Origin of the sequence: Flavobacterium sp. GSB-24 (assembly GCF_027924665.1) — a bacterium.
In the GTDB taxonomy this organism is placed as follows: Bacteria; Bacteroidota; Bacteroidia; order Flavobacteriales; family Flavobacteriaceae; genus Flavobacterium.
Genome location: NZ_AP027043.1, coordinates 2,775,884 through 2,796,464 on the forward strand (window position 1 = coordinate 2,775,884; position 20,581 = coordinate 2,796,464).

Genomic DNA, 20,581 nt, shown 5'->3' on the forward strand with positions numbered 1-20,581 from the left:
TTTACTATTGATTTGCTGTTAAATCAATGCAAGAATTTGTATCTCTTACTTTAATAGAATGTTCACCGTAAGTAACATCTATTTCATTAGTTGGAGATGTAAACTGAACCTCAGCATTTGAATCTATTTTATAATAATATGGAGCTATTCCTCCTGAGGCAGTTAATTTTATTTTTCCTTGTTGATTATTACACTGAGGTTGTAATTCAGTGATTTGAAAATAAAAAGGAGTTGCAGCAGGTATGGTAAATACTGGATCAGGTGCTGGATTTGTACTCGTTGGCTGAGCTCCTATAAAGGTTTGATATTTTATAGAATAATCTCCTGCTGCCAAACCAGAAAAATTTAATTTTCTATTTACACCATCAATAGTTAAAGCTGGAGTTGCAATAAGTATATTATCAGGTTTTTTATAAAAGCTAAATTCAAAACGTTCATTACTTACTAAATCTCTGTCATAAGTAAAAACTACTTTCCCATCATTATTGTTTACACAAGTTGTGCTGCTAACTAAAGGGGAACCAACTAATCCAGGAGGGCAAGGAATAATATCATATATAATATAATCTGTAAAAGTTGTATCGTATCCAGCTCTTACATAAAATTTAGTTTTTCCGTCAGAACCTCCCAAGGCAGCCATAGTAAAAGAAATTGCACGCTTTGCCTGATATGAACTAGCAAAATTAGTCCAATTAACGGCATCGTAGCTATATTGCCAATTCCAGCCTCGCGTTAACGAGATTACATCATTTTTACAAACATTTGTGTTTACCGGCTGCGGCAGATAAATTCCCATCATTTGTGCATCTCCAATACATCCTCCAAAGTAACCAGAATCAAAAGTATCTTTATTGTAAGGGATGTTTCTGTCTAAATTACAATCACTCCCGTCTTTATTCCCAGCGGTACTGCTTGAACAAACAATTTGAGTTGGATTATCTGTTATATACAAGAATTTGTATGCTACTACAACATCATCAGTGGTATTACTACCTTTACTAACGGATTGTGAACCTATTGAAATTCGTAAATTTCCAGCATGACTCCCATTCCAGCCTTGAAATGGATCTAATGTTGTTTTTACCAGCATACCATATTTGGTTTGTGCATTTGTAAAGTGTATTAATCCAAAAAAGAGAAATAATACAGAGAGTAATTTTGTTTTCATCTTTTTATTCGTTTGCGTTTTTATCAATACAGTTAACTAATCCTTTAATTTAAATACTCTTTTAAGTATTTAAGGCATTTACTTTTTTAGTTTTAATCTTGTTTTCTTATATCAGCCGAATGTTTAAATTGGATCATTAGCTGTTTTATCGATACAATTTTTAGCATCTGTCACTTGGATGTTATAATCTTTTCCCTCTAAATTTCTTAAGTAATATTTTCCGTTATTAACTTCGGCCGAAATCTCATTTCCGTCTTTATAAAAATGAAAAGGTCCATTACCACTATTAATAGTAATTTCTATAAAACCATCATTACCTCCATTGCATGATGGTTTTTGCTGATTTGTTATTTCAAATGATAATTTTGGTGGATCTAAATATTTGAAAGGAGTACTGGCGCTTTGTAACGATCCAGTATTGGCTCCGTACCTTCTTGTTTGATATTTAACATTGTAAGTTTCACCATGCTCTAGTGTTCCAGGATTGATAAAAGTGTATTTATACTTATTATAATCCGAATCTAAAGTAAGAGAGCTTATTATCTCAGTATTTTGAAAATGTGGAGTTGTTTTAGTTGGATCTGTATTTACCACATACATAATGCTAATATCTTCTCCAGAATAAAAGTTTCGATCAAAAAAGACATCAATTTTTTCAATATTTTCACCATTACATTTAGGCGCTGCATATGTCACATTTTCTGCAATAGGAGCGCAAGGCGAATAGGTTATTGCCAGTGGATTGGTATCTCCGTAAGCAAGCTTAAAATAGATAACTTTATTAAAATAATTAGTATGATTATTACCAAGTAACTGTTGAATTGAAAATGTCGTTGTTGAAATATCATTGGTTCGATTTCCGTTAATAAATGTAGGAACGTCTACCCAAGTTTGTTTGTTATCTAATGAGTATACCCAATGATAAACTTCGGCTGGAAAATCTGGAGCATTATTTGGTAATAATTCGGTAGGAAAAGCAGCTAATCCTAACTGAAATCCAGCACATATTTCATTTGGACTAGCAGTATCAAGATTTTTAATAAATACATTTGGGACAAAATTATCAACAGCAAACCTTTGAGTTGCTGAACATCCCCATAATGTGACATTTCTATTTTTAATTAAATTCATTAGAGTTAATGTCTGCTTATCATTACAATTGGCATTGCATCCATCATTAAGCATAAACTCAAATGAAGTGTAATTTTTTTTAAGAGTAAATGCCCTATTATTAAAATTAGCTGGATAAGTTCCATAAGTGACACCATCATAAATACTTACATTGTCAGCTTTCATATAAGCTCCGTGAGCTCCATAGTTACAAAGTGTGCCTTGAGCACTGTATGCCAAAACAAACGAATAAGTTTGCGCAAAACTTTTCGGAATAGAAATAAGAAAAAGTAAAATGAATATCTTTTTCATTCAATTAAAATTTAACGGTGTAAAAATCCATTTTAGACATTCTTCCATCTTTAAAAAGAGCTCGTATTCCGTATTTATAAGTGGTATTAATCGTAAGCGTTGGATCAGATAATTTTCTAGTTTCAGGCTTTACCATTTGAATCAGCTGCATTGGTTCTGCATTGGTTGCTTTATAAATTTCAAAGCTTTCTATACCGGTTTCATCATAGCTCCAAGATAAGTCGATACTTTTTGTAGTAGTATTGGCTTGTGCGTAGAAACCTTTTACAGCTGGTTTTACGGTATATTTGGGAACAAAGAATGCAACTTCTGGTGAGGGATTTGAAACTAATCCGCTTTCATCTTTAGCAAAAATGGCATATCTGTAAGTTGCACCTTCAATCGTTTTTTTATCTTGATAAGACTCTGACTTATCAATACCGCTCCATATTAATTCCCATTTTTCCTGATCATTTTCTTTTCTATAAAGCTGATGAGATTTTACATCCTCACTTTGGCTGTTTGCCCATTCTAAAAACACGGCGCCGTCTTTAATTTCATATTTGGTAAAAACAGGCGAAGCAGGAGGTATAATATCTGGCTTTTTCACAATTAATGTTTCAGAGAAAGGAGACATATTATAGCGGTAATCGACAGCGATAATTCTATAATATACTTTGCTATTTAAACTTTTAAGAATTACTTTATCTTCAAAAGTATTTTTCTCATGCGGACTCACTGTCAGCTGACTAAATTCTTCTTCAGCAGTATTTCCTTTATAAATACGATATCCTAAAAGATCTTTTTCTTTGTTTGGAGTCCAAGATATTTTTACAACTCCTAAGGAATCAATAGTTGCTTTTAAACCAATTGGTTTTGCTGGCGGAATTGAATCGACAGGCTGAACCAGCATAGGAAAGGAGGTACGGCTGTTTCCATTTTTTCCAACAGCTGTTATCGTAAAATAATTTGTAGCAAGCAGCTTATTATAAGTTACAGTACGATCCTTAGCAGGAATGTTTTTGACTACCTTGGTGTATTTGTCATCGTCATAATCGGAACGATTAAGCTCAAATCCAGAGATTTCATTATTGCCTTCTTCTGGAAATTCCCAAGTTAAAGTGACTGTCGAATCGTCTTTAAAGTCTTTTACCGTCAAATGTGGGACATATTTCAATAAAGCTTTTCCTTTACCAGAAACTACATCAGAATAAGGGCCTAATTCCCCAAACGGAGAAATACCTTGAATACGATAATGGTAAGACGTATTATTAGCAATAGAATCAACATAAAAGATTCTGTTATTATTTGCGTTTTCTTGACTTAAACTGGTGTACGGTTTATCTGTAAGTCGTTTATAATTAACCTTATCAGTAGACCGTTCTATGTAATAACTTCCATAAACATGAGCTAAAATTTTAAAATTCCAGCTTAACATGGTACTGTTGTCTGTAAAATGAGCACTAAGATCCATTGGTTTTGGCAGTGGTTCATATTCTTTTAAACTTACAAATACACCACCATAAACGATGCTCAATTCTTGTTCAGGAACATTCGAAGAGATTCGGTAAGCATATTTTTCGTTTTGTTTTACATCTTTATCTTCAAAACCTAAACCTGCTTTTTTAGCAACTTCAAAATCTTTATCAGCTGTATATAAAGCAAAAGTAAAACGTTGTTCTGCTTCTTCAGACAGATTTACTATCGATTCTAAATTGTCTGTTCCAGTTACACTGAAACTTTCGCCATAAATAGCCTGAGCTAAAATTGCAGCATTATCATTTTCATCAATTAATTTTTCCCAGGTTTCTACAGGTTGAGGTTTATAAGCTTGTGCTAACACAACACGTTCTGGTTTTGCCAGCGTTTTATTATCTCTTGTAACTGTAAATCTTTCTATTAAATAACCGTATGCGTTTAATTTTTTCCAAGCAATTGGAGTATTTACAGCCCAGCGCAATAAAATGCGGTCTTTTTGAACTCTAGCTATTACTTGGATTTCGTTCTTTTTTTCTATGTCGTTGTTTTCCTTAGAATTGTTTTGAGCAATTCCAGAAAAAGTGAAAATTAAAAAAAGGATAAAGAAAAATTTGAACTTCATTATTAAATTGATTTATTGAATGTGAATATAGAACTGCTTCCTAATTGTCCTCCTGGAAGAGTGTAATTCAGTTTTATGTTATATTGACCTTGTTTGATGTACGGGAACTTACCATTTATGATATAATCATACTTCGAAATCATTTGCTGGTTTAAAGTGTTTAAGTACTTATTTACTACCTTATATCTTAAATTGACAAAATCTGTTTTATAGTAAAATGGCAGATTATATCGATAAGGCAGATACTCTTTTAGCATATAACTTGTCGGATTATTAATGATATAATCTTGATACCAAGCCAATGTTTCTACACCTTTTGTAGGCGGAACACCAAGAGTTGTTGTGCTTCTGTCAAATTGTAAATCTGTCTCTAATGGATATCCTTGATATACTAATGGGAAAATCTCATTTTTGTAATAACTGTCATCTAATATTGCTTCAACATTTATCAAAGGGACATTCATCGTTTTAGCATTACCAATAATTTCGATTTCATCAAAAGGCTCAGTAGAGCTGTTTAATGATTGTAAAGCATGAACATCAGAATAAATAATTTCTGTCAACGTTTGTTTAGGTTTTTTAGCAGCCATTTTTTCTGAGAAACTGTTGTACTGACTTGTATTGAAATTATATTGTAATAATTCTACACCTTGTCCGCCGGTAACAACTTCTCCCAGTTTGTTGTCTTTTACAGTAAGACTTGCATCTTCACCTAAATCCTGTGTCGTATAACTTTCTTTTAAATTACTGTTTGCATCAGTTTTTGTTTCAAGTGTCATTAATGAAATATTATACGGCTTAGATGTCTGTAAAACAGGTAAATCTATACTCACTTTCTTAAGAGTTGTATTGTATGTAATTGCTCCAGTATTTGAGTTTGTTCCCGTTTTATAAAATGCTTTTTGCGATTGTCCCTCTTTTAATTCAAACAAATAAGTCTGACCTTGTTTTAAAACAACATAAGCCTGTTTCGATTCGTTTTGATAAACATATTTCTGATCCATTACCGGATAACAATAAGCAATATTCGTCAACGGAATATAGTTTGGAGCAAGTCCTGTAGTGAAATTTCTAACTTCAGTTTCAGTAGCTATTTGTCCATCATCATAAACCGTTTTCCAAGTTCCATTTACATATTCCTGAAAACTTATTTTTACTGTAGAGGTAAGGTTTGAATTTTGAGGCAATACTTCAGAAGGCGTAAAACTTAACAAATCTTTTGTTGGATTCCATGTTATATCTCCAACAATGGCAACACCATCTTTTTTAATACTGTATTCTTCTAATTTCAGTTTATATGTTTTTACACCAGAATCTTCTTCCAATGTGAAACTTTTTTCAATAGGCATATTAAATCCAACCTGTGGAACAGCAAATACGCTGACATCTTTTGCACCTTCGGCAGGAGTGATATCTGCAATTGTTTTTAGACCGCCTAATGGAGCATCATTAACAAATTCACATTGTTTTCCAAACTCTAGTTTAAATCTGAAACTTCCTTTAACGGCTCCTCCTAATAAACTAAAATTTCCTGCTAAATAACCTCGAATCCAGACGGGGTTAGGTAATTTGGCCTGCAATAGAACGGCTCCACCTCCTTTTATAATGGATATTTTCTTTTTAATCATGAATAATTTAATCTTGATTCCGAGCTCGCCCTGCAGATAAGCATAAGACTGCCCATTAGCATACCAGCCATTTAAACCAATTTGTCCAGAACCCTTACATTGTGCTTCGCCATAATCTTTTACCATGATGTCAAATCCAAAACCACATTGGAAGTTTGCATAAAAGATTAAGAAAGTGATATCTCCAGTTTTTAAACTAAAATCAGAACCAAAAGCAAAACCTTTACCCGAAGCTACACTATTTTCATCTCGCATATAATCAAGCGAATCTGCGCTGACTCCAAGAATTTGAGCAACAATAGCAGGTGGAGGAGGACTGCCAGGAATATCATCACCAATCATGAAATATCCTCCAGCTTCAACTTCAAGAGAAGCTATGGCTAATTTTATCCCCAATCGGTCTGTTGGCGTCCCCATTCTAATGTACCATTTATCTGGCGCAAAATGCAGTACAGCCCATCCTGCTCGGTTTCCAGAAGCACGACCTTTAATAAAACCTCCAGGAGTATCTATGTATAAATCAAATGTTCCGTGTAATGTTTTAGATCTAAAATCATATTCGATTGCAGCAAAGGCATTAATTCCCATTCGCTGTTTAACATCAGTAGGGTATAAATCTTCTGCTGCTTTTGATAGATTTGAAGTTTTTAGAGCTTCCAATGCAACTTTAGACATTAATGACTCGTTTTCAGTTACTGCTTTTAAAGCATCTTTAAGTTCGTCAACTCCAGGTATTTCAAAAGTCTGCATTACGTGGCCTTCTCCATAAATACTGATTCGGTTAATACCACCGTGAGTGTTGAAAGCGATTTCAAATCCAGCACCACCCCAAAAAGCATCGGCAGTTGCAGTTCCGGCAAACTTAAGCATGGCTTTAACACCAAGGCCAGAATCTTCATCAGGAACATAATTAGATCCAGAAGCAACAAAACTGCTGCTGAATCCGTCCTTTTTCATTTTGTAGTAAGCACCTCCACCAAAACCTTTAAAGGTAATGGCGCCAGCAGGAATATTTAGGTTGTCGACCATTGCATCAACATACCAGTATCTAAAGCTTTTAGAACCAAAAATAGCATTTGCTTCAACAGAAATACCGCCTGTAAAATCAGCACCAAGCATTCCTTTAAAGCCATCTCCATAAATAGGATCATTGTCTAATATGGTAATACTTCCTTTAAATTTAACACCTCCAAGATCGGCGGCGACTTTTATTTCTTCAAATTTAAGACGGTCGAATTTCCACTTTTGAATCCCTTCTTCTGGAGCAAATTTTCCAATTACATAGAATTTAGTTTCTCCATTAAATTGGTCCTTCATCAAATTAATGGCTAAATCGACTTTTAAACTGGCAGATTGCGTATCTGCGGTTAAGGCAATTTCATTAATTGTTACAGGGAAATTACTAACTGATGCATCTTTTTCCGGATTATTTTTATATCCAAAATAGTCGGCTGTTATGTAGGGAACTACTGTTTGTAAAGTTAAATTTTGAAAAATAATACCTTTAAAAGCAACTGTCTCTTTCTTTGTTGGAACAATAACATTCCCTTTGTCGTCATAAACAGTTACATATTTTTCACCATCTATTGCATCAACGGCTGTAGCAGGTTTGTTACTGGCGTTAAGTGATAAAGTTCCGTATAAAACAGCCTTTGGTAAAAACTTGCCTTCTTTAACTTTTAACTCAACATAAGAGTTTTTTTCTAAAGAGGCATTTCCTTTAAATACTTGAAAACAGATATCATTTTTGATCTCTGCTTTTAAAAGATATTCATTATCGATAGTATTAAAAACCGCAGTATAGCCAAGTTCACCTCTTCCTTCTGCCGTGCATTGTCCTGAAGAAACTGGTAAAACAATCCCTCCGCTAAACCCTGCAGCAACGAGAGAATTGGCTCTAAAACCTAATTCAATACGATCTACGGAAAACTGCCATCCAGACGCATTTCCTTCTCCAAGACTTAAGATGTTTTCTCCAGAAAAAGTTCCAGAAACTCCCATTCTGTCAATTAACAAATTGGTTGCCTTGAAAGTAATTCGTTCGTTAGTACCTTTCTTTTTAAATTGAGAAGGCAGAACTAACTTAAGAGATTGGACAAAAAATCCTCTCCATAATTTTTCATTTCCAGGAACTAAATAATCCTTTTCATAGTCTTTTGGCCATATGACATTAGATGAGTTACGCAAGTCACTCATGTCAATAACAGCATTGTTTAATTCAAAACAATAACCAGGATGTTTAGTGAGTTGAAAAGTAGGTATATTGATATCTATTAAAATATCATTCCAGTTACCAACAACAGCTTTAAAACTGGACTTGACTTGACTGGTGCCGGGGATGACGTTGTAAGTAGCATCAACAGGCTCAAGCATTGTTCTGGAGAAAATGACATCTGCCTCAACACCTAATTCTTTAAAACCATTACAATCAATGGTTACATAGGTTTTGTTTTTAACCTCTCCAGTGGCCATTTCCATGCCGCCTTTTAGTACTAATAGCGTTTTGTCTCCAAACATTTTAATAGGCACATCACCTAGTAAAACAAGATTGGTGTCGCCAACTAGACCTCCTTTGTGAGAAAGTTTAATGTTATTTGCCCCAAAAAAAAGTTCCTTTCTGTTTCCTAAAGAATCAGTCTGCGGAAGTACAATTTTTACAAATGCAGTTAATTCGGTATATTGAGGAGTAAATTTTGCATTACTTATACCTAAAGAATATTGAATTCCTCCAATAGTTTTTTTAATACCCAGCGGAAGCTGCGCTAAGCTTTTAGGCTCTAAAAAATCGGTAACGTTTTCGGTTTTATCAATTTCCTTAAAAACTTCCTTAGCCTTATCTAAAAATCCGTTTGTAGGATCGCCAATTGGATAGTTTTTTTGAATATATGAATTAGTGAATTCACTTTCAGTATTCAACTCATATTTGGAAGAACTACTTGATTGTTTGGCAGCATTATTTAAAATAATGCTTTTTGCAGGTATAGGTTTTCTTTTATTACTTATTGTATCGAGATAAGTATGAGAAAAACTATTAAAACTTACGAGAAATAAAACTATACTTAATACAAAAGAGGAAAACTTTGAAGTAATTTTTTTCAATTTTTAGTAGGTTTGGTTGTGGTATTATTTTTGGATATATGTAAATCTTTTTAACAAATAAGAATTGCATTGACAGGCAATTGGGACTCTAATTTGTTTAAAATGAATCAGTTTGGTTTTTTAATTTTTTAATCCATACAATTTATAGAATTGGTTTAAAACGTAATAGACTGTTAAATTTTTGCCAAATGTAAACATTTTGTAATACAAATCTTTACGGTTTTCCACATTCTGGTAAAAAAAAAGCTCCAGATAATTCTGGAGCCTTTTAATATCAAGTATTGTAGAAGATTATTCTTCTTTCATTGTATGATAAACGTTCATAACGTCATCATCTTCTTCGATTTTCTCAATTAATTTTTCAACATCAGCGATTTGAGCTTCAGTTAATTCTTTAGTTATTTGAGGAATACGTTCAAAACCAGAAGATAGAATTTCAAGACCTCTATTTTCTAATTCTTTTTGTAACGCTCCAAAACTACCAAAAGGTGCATAAATTAAGATTCCGTCTTCATCTTCAAAAACTTCTTCGGCACCAAAATCAATCAATTCTAATTCTAATTCCTCAGCGTCGATACCATCTTTTGCAATTCTAAAGTTGCAAGTGTGGTCAAACATAAACTCAACAGAACCTTGAGTTCCCATAGTTCCGTTACATTTATTAAAATAACTTCTAATGTTTGCTACAGTTCTATTATTGTTATCAGAAGCAGTTTCAATTAAAATTGCAATTCCGTGAGGAGCATATCCTTCAAACAAAATTTCTTTATAGTTGGCAGTATCTTTATTACTTGCATTTTTAATCGCGCGCTCCACATTGTCTTTCGGCATGTTGGCAGCTTTCGCGTTTTGTATAACAGCTCTTAATCTAGAATTGGCGTCTGGATTCGGACCGCCTTCCTTAACAGCCATTACGATATCTTTACCAATTCTGGTAAATGTTTTGGCCATTGCAGACCAACGTTTCATTTTTCTTCCTTTTCTAAATTCGAATGCTCTTCCCATTTCTAATTTTTAGTTTTGAGATGCAAAAATACGGTTATTCCTTATTTTTCCAAAAACAAAACAACTCTTTTTTATTTCAGGTTTCAAGTCCTATGTCTTGTGTTGAATTTAACCGCAAAGTTCGCAAAGTTTTTTTCTTTAAAGTTATGTTTATAAACACAAAGTTCGCAAAGCTTTGTCCCCATAGCATTGCGAACTCTTATTATTTTATAAAATTAACTTAAAAAATTTCTTTGTGTACTTTGGGTAAATCTTTGCGGACTTTGCGGTTAAAAAAAGCGGTGAAACCTGAAACCTGAAACCTGAAACAAAAGCTATTTACTCCCGCCATTAAATTCATTAATAATATTTACCGCTTCGTTCAGATAAGGATTAGTCTTAAGATTGTCCATCTGATCTTGATTTATGGTTTTATCCGTCGGATAAGCACCTAGTAAAAGCTGATTAATACTGGAATTATAAACATCCAGCGGATTATTTTCATCATTAAAAGTATTGATTTCAGTCCAAAGAGCATCAAAAGTCTTTTTTTGTTTAAAAACCGCATCCAAAGTCATCGGGATTTCTGCTTTAGGCGTATTTACAAGTTTGTCAATTTTAAGGTTAATCTTTTTTATGTTGTTAAAGAAATAATTATCAGCAAGCCTAGCAGAACTATTTTTAGCGATTTTATCAATTAAGTTTCGTTTTACATAGGTTTTGTATTTCAAAAAAGGCTCAATGCTGTCATTTTTGATCGCAGTCGGAAAATCACTTTCTTTCTGATAAATATCTTCGTAAAATTCCGGCAGCACAACATCTGGTTTTACACCAATATATTGATGGCTTCTTCCCGTAATTCTATAAAATTTATTAATAGTAATTTTTAAGAAATCAGTATTTTTTTCCTCGTCAAGCGAAAGAATAGTCTGCATTGTCGCTTTTCCTAAAGTACTGCTTCCTAATAATAATGCACGATTGTAGTCCTGCATAATAGAAGAGAAAAATTCACTTGCAGAAGCTGTGTTGCTGTTTACCAAAACCACAATTGGACCTCTATAGATAACGCCTTTGAAAGGATCTGTAATTACCGTTTTTTCTTTTTTATTATCAATTACAATTGAAAGCGGACCGTAATCCACGAACATACCAGCCAATTTTATAGCCTCTTCCATCGAGCCGCCGCCGTTGTCAATTAGATCAATAACAAGTCCTTTTATGTTATCTCTTTCCAATTTTACAACCTCTCTTGCCACATCATCAGCGCAGCCTTTTCGGCTGTTTCCATCCAAATCAGCATAAAAACTCGGGATTTTAATATAACCAATTTTACTGTCTTTACCGATTATAAAACTAAAGACAGAGTTTTCCTCGTCTTTCATGACTTGTTTCTCAATATAAACATCAAAACTTTTGCCCGAATTGCGTTTTAAAGTAAGTGTAATATGTCTATTATTTTCCGATAAAATCATGGTTGAAATAGATTCTAACGAGGCACACGAAACCTGCAGAGTTTCTTTTTGATTTGAAATAGAAATAATCTGATCCCCTTTTTTAACCTGTCCCGTTTGATAGGCTGGCCCATTTGGATCTACCTCATCAATAATAATTTCATTTTTCTCATTCAAATTAACAGTCATTCCGAGAGATAAATGTTCCTTAGATAAAGAAGCTACAAAACTCGTTTTCGAATCATCGCTAAAGTAAGCCGTATGCGGATCAAAATAAGTGCAGAAGAAATTATATAATTTCTCTTCCTGCTTTGTATTAGTGTCTAGTAGAGTGTTAAAACGGCAGATTTCATTGGTAAGGATCTTATTTTTTGACACCAATTCAATTGACTTAAAATTGGCTTTTATAGAATCTAGATTATTGCTGGTTTCGGCAATATCATCTAATATTTGATAGCGTAGTTTTTTATTCCAGACCTTTTCTATATCTTCTTTCTTTAAATAAAAAGCAAAAGACTTTTTGTAAAAACGAATCGTATCTTTTTTAGCGTAGTCTATTGGTGTAGTCTGAATCTTTTCTAATACTTTTTTAGTTCGAACAAGGCCATTTACATATTTAGCTTTTATATCAGTAAGAAAACTGCAGTCATTTTTCAGAATTAAATCATCTAAATTGTATCTGTATTTGGCAGCCATTTCGTCGTATTCACTCTTAAAAAAGATATTACGAGAAGGATCCAGCTCGTTAATGAGGTTGTCAAAAACGAACACAGATAAACTATCATCAACAGGCTTAGGTCTAAGATGTTCAGCTTGAATAAGCGCATTTATTTTGTTTAATATTTCACAAGTTTCTGCGCTGTTCTGACCAAAAAATCCAGTTGATGTCAGCAAAAAAAGGAGTAGTGAAATTTTTTTCATAAATGGGAATTCATCGTTCAGATTAAAGTTACACTTATTTTTTCACAAATAGTAGTCTTTTTACTAAAATATCGACGACAAAAAGTTTTTACCTACAAAATGCACAAATTGATATTTTTGACAAATACATTTCAGTTTAAAGCAAAAAAAGAATGCATTACTTTGACTAAGTAATGCATTCTCAAATTATATAAGTTTTAAAAACTATTTCTTGTAAAACGGAAGTTTAACCACCTTAGCAGGAACATCATTTTTTCTAATTCTAATAAAGATATCACTGTCAACAGCACTGTTAGCCACTGTAACGTATCCTAAACCAATTCCTTTATTCATAGAAGGCGACATAGTTCCTGAAGTTACAATTCCGATTACAGCTCCAGAACCATCTACGATTTCGTAATCGTGTCTTGGCACCGCACGTTCCTGCATTTCAAAAGCAACTAATTTTCTAGAAACACCTTCTTCTTTTTGCTTTTTCAAGTTCTCAGAATTTGTAAAGTCTTTTGTGAATTTAGTAATCCAGCCTAAACCAGCTTCAAGTGGAGAAGTTGTATCGTTAATATCATTTCCGTACAAACAGAATCCCATTTCTAGACGTAAAGTATCACGCGCTGCAAGACCAATTGGTTTAATTCCGAAAGACGCACCAGCTTCAAAAACTTTATTCCAAATTGCTTCTGCATCAGCATTTTTGCAGTAAATTTCAAAACCTCCAGAACCAGTATATCCTGTAGCAGAAATAATTACATCATTAAAACCAGCAAAATCACCCACTTCAAAATGGTAGTAAGTAATCGCAGACAAATCTACAGAAGTTAAAGACTGCATAGCTTCAACCGCTTTAGGACCTTGAATTGCCAATAAAGAATAATCGTCAGAAACATTTTTCATATCTACTCCCAAATCATTGTGAGAAGAAATCCAGTTCCAGTCTTTTTCAATGTTCGAAGCATTTACAACCAGTAAATACTCTTCCTCTTTCATTTTATAAATAATCAAATCGTCAACAATTCCGCCTTCATTATTAGGAAGACAAGAATATTGCGCTCTTCCAATTGTCAAAGTCGAAGCATCATTTGAAGTTACTTTCTGAATCAAAGCCAAAGCATTTGGACCCGTTAACAAAAATTCACCCATATGCGAAACGTCAAAAACGCCCACACCATTACGAACCGTTTCATGTTCAGCATTAACCCCTTCATAAGTAATAGGCATATTATAACCCGCAAAAGGAAGCATTTTTGCTCCTAAACCTTCATGTATGTGCGTAAGCGCAGTATTTTTCATTGTGTTGTTTTATAAAATTCAGTCGCAAATTTATTCAAAAAATATCGAAAAAAGATACTCTAAATTATAAATTTCGCAATGATTAGGAGCTATTTCCTGCTATCCGCTATATCTTTTGTTTTTTAAAGAAAAAAACAAAAGGATGCCGCTTCTATCAGGGCTAGGGCTAACAGTTTCAAAAGAACAATCATGATTTCGATTTTTTATGTAATTTTATTATATAAAAGTATTCAAATGAAATCATCGTATTTAATTACAAAAGAAGAAATTCTGAAATTATACAAACCAATAGATTCCAAAGCACATAAAGGGACACAAGGTCATGCGGTGATTATTGCCGGAAGTTATGGCAAAATAGGTGCAGCGGTTTTAGCCTCAAAATCGTGTCTAAAAACAGGCTGCGGACTCGTAACAGCTTTTGTACCCAAATGCGGTTATCAAATCCTTCAAATTTCCATTCCAGAAGTGATGGTTGCAACCGATGAAAACGTCAATTTTATTACCAATATTCATCTGCCAATAACCCCGCAGGCAATCGGAATTGGTCCAGGAATAGGACAGGAGCTGGCAACTCAAAAAGCTTTATTTGAATTTTTAAGGTCTAATAAAGTGCCTTTAGTCCTCGATGCAGATGCTTTAAATATTATTGCGCAGAATTTATCTTGGCTCGAATTAGTTCCAGAAGATACGATTCTAACACCTCATCCAAAAGAATTAGAACGCTTGATAGGAAAATGGAATTCAGAATCGGAAAAATTTCAAAAAACAATTGCTTTTTCAGAAAAATATAAAGTCATAATCGTCATGAAAGGCGCACCGACATTCATTATCAATAGAACTTCGGTTTACGAAAACACAACAGGAAACGCAGCACTCGCAACCGCAGGAAGCGGCGACACACTTACCGGAATCCTCACAAGTCTTTTAGCACAAGGCTATGAACCCAAATACGCCTCAAAATTTGGCGTCTACCTTCATGGCTTAACAGCCGATTTAGCCTTGCCAAAAACGGGCTATGAATCTTTTACAGCTTCTACAATTATTAAATATTTAGGAAAAGCTTTTTTGGAATTAGCTAATGTGCCAATTTGAAAATTAGTCAATTAGTCAATTGATATTATATCGAACTACTTGTCACCCTGAGCGAAGTCGAGGGGCACTCAAGTAACTCAACAAGGAATAAATTTTGAGGAATATCTTTACGCTCCTTCGACTTCGCTCAGGATGACAAAAATGAATAAATCTGCAGAACCTGCGAGAGTAAAATTAAGAATAGAGAATCAGCAAAATCAGCTTAAATCTATTTGAAATCTACGTAAAACAATTTTACAATCTGAAAAAAATCTAAAATCTACACTCTGCAATCTAAAATCAAAATCCGTAAGTTTGTATTTATGAAAAACAACTTCGATCTCAGAACGGTAAACGTCATGCGATATATAGCGCCACTGCGCGAAGGCGGTTCTTTACCCGCTTTGGCAGAAGCCGATGACGATTTTAAATACGTATTAAAATTCAGAGGTGCCGGACACGGCGTAAAAGCCCTTATAGCCGAATTAGTAGGCGGACAAATAGCAAAAGCTTTAAAACTGCAGCTTCCCGAATTGGTATTCGCAAATCTCGATGAAGCCTTTGGAAGAACAGAAGCCGATGAAGAAATTCAGGATTTACTGCAAGGAAGTCAGGGATTAAATCTGGCACTTCACTTTTTATCTGGAGCCATAACTTTTGATCCTGTTGTAACAACTGTCGATGCTAAATTAGCTTCGCAGATTGTGTGGCTGGATGCCTATATCACGAATGTTGACAGAACTTTCAAAAATACCAATATGCTGATCTGGCATAAAGAGTTATGGCTGATCGATCATGGAGCATGTTTATATTTTCATCATTCTTGGAACAATTGGGAACAACATGCCAAAAGTCCGTTTGCGTTGATCAAAGATCATGTTTTATTGCCTCAGGCTTCACTTCTAAAAGAAGTCGATGCCGAGTTTAAAGCAATTCTAACACCAGAAATTTTAGAAGAAATTGTCAATACAATTCCAGTTGACTGGCTGCAATGGGAAGATACAGATGAAACACCAGAAGGACTGCGAAATGTATATTTACAGTTTTTAAAGACGAGATTAGAGAATTCAGAAATATTTGTAAATCAGGCTCAAAATGCAAGATAATCATCTATACGAATATGCTGTAATTCGTGTTGTGCCAAGGGTAGAACGCGAAGAATTCCTGAATATCGGAATCATTCTGTTTTGCAAAAAAGCCAAATTTATAAAAGTACTTTTCCATCTCAATAAAGAAAAAATCCAAGCCCTTTCTGCCGATTTTGATATTGAACAATTAGAATGCAATCTGACTTCATTAGAAAAAATAACAAACGGAACCAAAGACGGCGGTCCAATTGCCGAATTTGAAATCCCAGAGCGTTTTAGATGGTTAACCGCTATTAGAAGTTCTGCAATTCAAACGTCAAGACCTCATCCGGGTTTGTGTCAGGATTTGGAGAAAACGATTCAGAGATTGTTTCAGGAACTTGTGCTTTAACCATATAAGTTACATAAGATAATTTAAGATTTAGCTTAAAAAGGAATCTCGCAAAGTCGCAAAGTTTTATTTTTCATGCATTATCCCCAATCTTGTCATTTCGAGGAACGAGAAATCTCCACAAGTAACTCCGTAAAGAGAATCCAATCTTTGTAGAGCTTCTCGCGGAGATTTCGATCCCGAAGCCTCGGGATCGAAATGACAAACTATATGGTTGCGTTATGATAAACTTCGTGACTTTGCGAGATTAAAAAAAACTTAGCGTCTTTGTGCTTTCGTGGCAAACAAAAAAGCAAAACCATATAAACATATAATATAATTTAGACTAAAACTTAAATTATCTTATATAACTTATATGGTTTAAAAAAATAAAAACTAAACTAACTCAATTCTGCTATCCAGAGTCATTTAAAATGAACCGCAGACATTACCGCCTAAAGTTGCTCCTGCATTCGCTGAAATATCAGCCTTAACAGCAGTTTTGTCCAATTTTAAAATAGAATATGGAGGTGTAAACGCAGTACCGCTTCCAGCTTGATTTCCTGTTGTGCTAGTAAAAACATTGTCAGTTGCAGTTACGGCAGTAAAGCCAGTCATTAAATCGATAGGAGTTTTTACACCTTCAAAAACGTTGCTTTCTACTCGAATATCAGCTTCAAAACCTGCAGCAACACATTTATTGCTTACAGTACTGTTAAAGAAATTGTTTACCAAATGTACTTTTCCAAAACGAACTCTTGGCATTCTTTCTTTACAGCCTGGAGCCCACCAGCATCTTGCAAAAGTGATTCTTAATTTTCCACGGTCGCCAGTTGCACCGTCGCTGGAACCAATCAAGTTAGAATATCTGTGATCGTCGGATCCTCCAGAACCTCCCGCTTTTGGTGGTTTTAAATAATGGAATTTAGAATAGGTAACCGAGATATAATCTGATTTGTTTTTGATATCGAAGTTTCCGTCAACACCATCTCTAAATTCGCAGTGATCTACCCAAACATTAGTACATTCGTCTAGAATGGCATTATCCCATCCGTCAGTATCGTAAGCGCCAGGACCTTCAAAAATTAGATTTCTAATAATGATGTTCTTGCACCTTTTAATGTTGATAATTCCAGAAGCATCTTTAGTTTGATTAGTCGAAACCAATTTTGCACCATTTGCTCCGTAAATCGTTTTTCCAGTCTGGTCTTGGAAAGACAATCTTGTTGTAATTGTGATAGTTCCAGAAACTTTGATCACTTTTACCGAAGTATTTTCAATAGCCGATTTCAACTGTGCGTAGGTAGTTACAGTTGTTTCAGCAGATGATCCTCCGCCGGTTGTGCCTCCGTTTTGTGAAGCCCATCCAGGAACTTCAGCGCAGTTTCCAATCTTTGCTGTTGGATTAGTGGTTACAGCTTCGATTGTTGTTTCAGTACTCGCTTCTGTGGTTGTTGAAGCAATTTCTTCAGAATTACATGCTGTAAATCCGAAAGTCAATGTTAGTAAAAACATTGAGAGTGTTGATTGTAGTTTCATAATTAAAGTTTGGTTATTTATAAAAGTTTAACAACACAAATCTGATTATAATTTGAACGAAAAAAGTTGAACAAGTTCAAACTTTTGAAAAAAAATCTAATAAATATGTTTTTTTAACAGTTCAAAATTTACAAAAATGCATAAATAACCTATTTTTACGTAATCGATTACATTTTTTAAGCCCCTAATAAAGAGTGAATTGAAAAACAAATTTATTCCTAAACAAAAAACCACAAAAGAATGTACAACCTACTACGAAAAAACATTGAGAGAAAAGTTCCGCTCACAGATGAAGAATGGAACATTATTGTTTCAAAAGCAGAGCTTATTAAACTCAAGAAAAATCAGTTTTTGCAGACACAAGATTCCAACAACAGTTATGAAGGATTTATTCTAAAAGGCTCCTTTAAAACCTACATCTTAAATGAAAATGGAACAGAAACCGTAATTTTCTTTTCTTTTGAAAATGAATGGATGTGTGATCTCGAAAGTTTTTACCATCAAAAACCAACAACTTACAACATTAAAGCCATTGAAGACAGTGAAATTTTAGTAATCAGCAAAGTCAAAAAAGCACAATTGTTTGAAGAAGTTCCAAAACTCATGCAATTCCATGTGCTGATGATCGAACGCGCGAATGTAGCGATTCAACAAAGACTTTTAGATGTTTTGAATAAAACCTCAAAACAACGATATCTTGATTTTAAAGACCGTTATCCGCAAAAAGTACAAAGTATTAACAATAAGAATTTGTCGTCTTATTTGGGAGTTTCACATGAATTTCTCTCAAAGATTAAAAGAAGGGTTTCTTAGTTTAAAAGGGACAAAAGGACAGAGCTGCAAAGTTTTTTGTAGAGACGCACTGCTGTGCGTCTAACGCTATGTGAAAATTGCACAATTTGATAGCTCTTTTTATGTATGGAAACTGCATAAAAAAACTTTGCGACTCTGCGTCTTTGCGAGATTAAAATAAAAAATAAACTTAGTGCCGTAGCGCCTTCGCGGCAAAAAAAACTTAAAGCTTCTTTTCCAAATAAATAAACTCCAAAGGCACATCAGAAATCGTAACGTGAATTTCACTTTCTGGAAAAGCTTCTCTTTTGCCAGTATCAGCATAACCGTGGCGTTTGTACCAAGCCACAAGTTCTTCACGAACCGAAATAACGGTCATAATAATACTCGACAATCCTAAAGTTTTAGCCTGATTTTCGGCTTCAGCCAAAAGCTTTTTCCCGATTCCGCTGTTTTGAAGTTCTGGCGAAACCGTCAGCATTCCTAAATACAATTGGTGTCCTTTTTCAACCAATAAAACCGAACCAATAATCTTGTCATTTTCTGTAAATTTCAGAATCGTATTTTTTGGATCCAGAAAGATTTCGGTCATTTCGGGTTCGTCGGTTCTTTTTCCTTCTAATAAATGAGCTTCGGTTGTCCAGCCTTTTTTGGAAGTTTCTCCTCTGTAGGCTGAATTTATTAAGGTTGTTAATGCGGGAATATCTTCGAGTAATGCTTTTGTAATCATATAGGGTTGTGAATTGTGAATTGTGAATTGTGAAATGTGAAATGTGAAATGTGAAATGTGAAATGCAAAATTACAATTTGATGGTGAATCAGAAAAAGATGTTTTAAATTTAGGGTAGTAAATATTTAAATAAAAATATAGAAATTTGTATTGAACACAAAATCAATAAAGTATGAGCAGGATTCACTTATTTGAATTTGAAGATCAACAATGGCTTCCCGAATTCATTAGAGATTATATGACTGATTTTTTACAGTTTCTTTCGAATAAAACTGCCATATACAAAGCTATTGTTCCTATTATCGAAAAGGGATTAAAAGAAAGCCAGACCAATCAAATTATTGATTTGGCATCGGGCGGTGGTGGCGGACTGATTTGGCTGAATAACGAATTGCGAAAAAACAATCCCAGTCTCAAGATTTTGCTGACAGATTATTTTCCGAATATTTCTGCATTCGAATATACTCAAAAACAATCCGATAATTTCGAATTTATTACAACTCCGATTGATGCCAGAAACGTTCCCGAAAACCTGAAAGGACTTCGCACGCAATTTTTATCGCTTCATCATTTTAAACCTAAAGATGCACAGCAGATTCTGCAGAATGCTGTTGATACCAATAGTTCGATTGCGATTTTTGAAGGGCAGGAGAGAAGCGTTCCAAGTATTATTGCCATGATTCTTTCGCCAATTAGTGTTTTGCTGACAACACCTTTTATAAGACCGTTTAAAATTGGCAGAATCATTTTTACCTACTTAATTCCGATTGTGCCGCTTTTGGTTTTGTGGGATGGTGTAGTTTCGTCTTTAAGAACCTATTCTGTTGAAGAAATGAATGAATTGATTTCTAAATTAAATAACAAAGAAAGTTTTAACTGGGAAGTTGGAAAAATAAGATCTGGACCTGCGAAGATTTTGTATTTGGTTGGGACGAGGAAAACCGCTTAAAT

14 protein-coding genes are annotated in these 20,581 nt (G+C 34.2%); 5 read left to right on the plus strand and 9 right to left on the minus strand.

The features are described 5' to 3' along the window. Positions 1-4: 4 nt before the first annotated feature. The 7 genes from QMG60_RS12110 to gcvT all read right to left on the minus strand — a co-directional run bounded on the left by QMG60_RS12110 (position 5) and on the right by gcvT (position 14,040). Positions 5-1,168, minus strand: coding sequence for a hypothetical protein (locus QMG60_RS12110; RefSeq protein ID WP_281865049.1), 1,164 nt, complete (start codon positions 1,166-1,168; stop codon positions 5-7). A gap of 123 nt (positions 1,169-1,291) precedes the next feature. Next, complete coding sequence (locus QMG60_RS12115) at positions 1,292-2,590, minus strand: SprB repeat-containing protein (protein WP_057118604.1); 1,299 nt, start codon at positions 2,588-2,590, stop codon at positions 1,292-1,294. 4 nt (positions 2,591-2,594) lie between these two features. Further along, a complete protein-coding gene (locus QMG60_RS12120) occupies positions 2,595-4,670 on the minus strand; it encodes a hypothetical protein (protein ID WP_281865050.1) in 2,076 nt (691 codons plus the stop codon). Positions 4,671-4,672: 2 nt separating this feature from the next. Next, positions 4,673-9,397 carry a hypothetical protein gene (locus tag QMG60_RS12125; RefSeq protein ID WP_281865051.1) on the minus strand — a complete coding sequence of 1,575 codons (4,725 nt, stop codon included), beginning with the start codon at positions 9,395-9,397 and terminating at the stop codon, positions 4,673-4,675. A 291-nt stretch (positions 9,398-9,688) separates the two neighbouring features. After that, positions 9,689-10,402: a YebC/PmpR family DNA-binding transcriptional regulator gene (locus QMG60_RS12130; RefSeq protein WP_012024626.1), complete on the minus strand. Its 714-nt coding sequence runs from the start codon at positions 10,400-10,402 to the stop codon at positions 9,689-9,691. Between the two features lie 314 nt (positions 10,403-10,716). Continuing rightward, complete coding sequence (locus tag QMG60_RS12135) at positions 10,717-12,753, minus strand: carboxy terminal-processing peptidase (RefSeq protein WP_281865052.1); 2,037 nt, start codon at positions 12,751-12,753, stop codon at positions 10,717-10,719. 204 nt (positions 12,754-12,957) lie between these two features. Next, complete coding sequence (gene gcvT, locus QMG60_RS12140) at positions 12,958-14,040, minus strand: glycine cleavage system aminomethyltransferase GcvT (protein ID WP_281865053.1); 1,083 nt, start codon at positions 14,038-14,040, stop codon at positions 12,958-12,960. Between the two features lie 234 nt (positions 14,041-14,274). Here gcvT and QMG60_RS12145 point away from each other — a divergent pair, with 234 nt between their 5' ends. From QMG60_RS12145 to QMG60_RS12155, 3 genes are all read left to right on the plus strand, one after another. Continuing rightward, complete coding sequence (locus QMG60_RS12145) at positions 14,275-15,132, plus strand: NAD(P)H-hydrate dehydratase (RefSeq protein WP_281867936.1); 858 nt, start codon at positions 14,275-14,277, stop codon at positions 15,130-15,132. Positions 15,133-15,434: 302 nt separating this feature from the next. Next, a complete protein-coding gene (locus tag QMG60_RS12150) occupies positions 15,435-16,217 on the plus strand; it encodes a HipA family kinase (RefSeq protein WP_281865054.1) in 783 nt (260 codons plus the stop codon). Beyond that, complete coding sequence (locus QMG60_RS12155; RefSeq protein WP_281865055.1) at positions 16,207-16,590, plus strand: DUF3037 domain-containing protein; 384 nt, start codon at positions 16,207-16,209, stop codon at positions 16,588-16,590. The genes QMG60_RS12150 and QMG60_RS12155 overlap by 11 nt, the downstream gene beginning before the upstream one ends. Positions 16,591-16,998: 408 nt before the next feature. Here the strand turns inward: QMG60_RS12155 and QMG60_RS12160 are convergent, their stop codons facing one another. After that, entirely contained in the window at positions 16,999-18,108 is a 1,110-nt protein-coding gene (locus QMG60_RS12160; RefSeq protein WP_281865056.1) for a pectate lyase-like adhesive domain-containing protein, read from the minus strand. Positions 18,109-18,348: 240 nt separating this feature from the next. Between QMG60_RS12160 and QMG60_RS12165 the strand changes: the two genes are divergently transcribed. Continuing rightward, positions 18,349-18,921, plus strand: coding sequence for a Crp/Fnr family transcriptional regulator (locus QMG60_RS12165; RefSeq protein WP_057118596.1), 573 nt, complete (start codon positions 18,349-18,351; stop codon positions 18,919-18,921). Positions 18,922-19,123: 202 nt separating this feature from the next. Here the strand turns inward: QMG60_RS12165 and QMG60_RS12170 are convergent, their stop codons facing one another. Beyond that, positions 19,124-19,630: a GNAT family N-acetyltransferase gene (locus QMG60_RS12170; protein WP_281865057.1), complete on the minus strand. Its 507-nt coding sequence runs from the start codon at positions 19,628-19,630 to the stop codon at positions 19,124-19,126. A gap of 172 nt (positions 19,631-19,802) precedes the next feature. Here QMG60_RS12170 and QMG60_RS12175 point away from each other — a divergent pair, with 172 nt between their 5' ends. Continuing rightward, positions 19,803-20,579, plus strand: coding sequence for a hypothetical protein (locus QMG60_RS12175; RefSeq protein WP_281865058.1), 777 nt, complete (start codon positions 19,803-19,805; stop codon positions 20,577-20,579). The last annotated feature ends 2 nt before the right edge of the window (positions 20,580-20,581 follow it).

Excerpts from the sequence above, each read along its gene's own strand:
- QMG60_RS12110 (WP_281865049.1), bottom strand. The coding sequence starts at position 1,168 with ATGAAAACAAAATTACTCTCTGTATTATTTCTCTTTTTTGGATTAATA.
- QMG60_RS12115 (WP_057118604.1), bottom strand. The coding sequence starts at position 2,590 with ATGAAAAAGATATTCATTTTACTTTTTCTTATTTCTATTCCGAAAAGT.
- QMG60_RS12120 (WP_281865050.1), bottom strand. The coding sequence starts at position 4,670 with ATGAAGTTCAAATTTTTCTTTATCCTTTTTTTAATTTTCACTTTTTCT.
- QMG60_RS12130 (WP_012024626.1), bottom strand. The coding sequence starts at position 10,402 with ATGGGAAGAGCATTCGAATTTAGAAAAGGAAGAAAAATGAAACGTTGG.
- QMG60_RS12135 (WP_281865052.1), bottom strand. The coding sequence starts at position 12,753 with ATGAAAAAAATTTCACTACTCCTTTTTTTGCTGACATCAACTGGATTT.
- gcvT (WP_281865053.1), bottom strand. The coding sequence starts at position 14,040 with ATGAAAAATACTGCGCTTACGCACATACATGAAGGTTTAGGAGCAAAA.
- QMG60_RS12145 (WP_281867936.1), top strand. The coding sequence starts at position 14,275 with ATGAAATCATCGTATTTAATTACAAAAGAAGAAATTCTGAAATTATAC.
- QMG60_RS12150 (WP_281865054.1), top strand. The coding sequence starts at position 15,435 with ATGAAAAACAACTTCGATCTCAGAACGGTAAACGTCATGCGATATATA.
- QMG60_RS12155 (WP_281865055.1), top strand. The coding sequence starts at position 16,207 with ATGCAAGATAATCATCTATACGAATATGCTGTAATTCGTGTTGTGCCA.
- QMG60_RS12160 (WP_281865056.1), bottom strand. The coding sequence starts at position 18,108 with ATGAAACTACAATCAACACTCTCAATGTTTTTACTAACATTGACTTTC.
- QMG60_RS12165 (WP_057118596.1), top strand. The coding sequence starts at position 18,349 with ATGTACAACCTACTACGAAAAAACATTGAGAGAAAAGTTCCGCTCACA.
- QMG60_RS12170 (WP_281865057.1), bottom strand. The coding sequence starts at position 19,630 with ATGATTACAAAAGCATTACTCGAAGATATTCCCGCATTAACAACCTTA.
- QMG60_RS12175 (WP_281865058.1), top strand. The coding sequence starts at position 19,803 with ATGAGCAGGATTCACTTATTTGAATTTGAAGATCAACAATGGCTTCCC.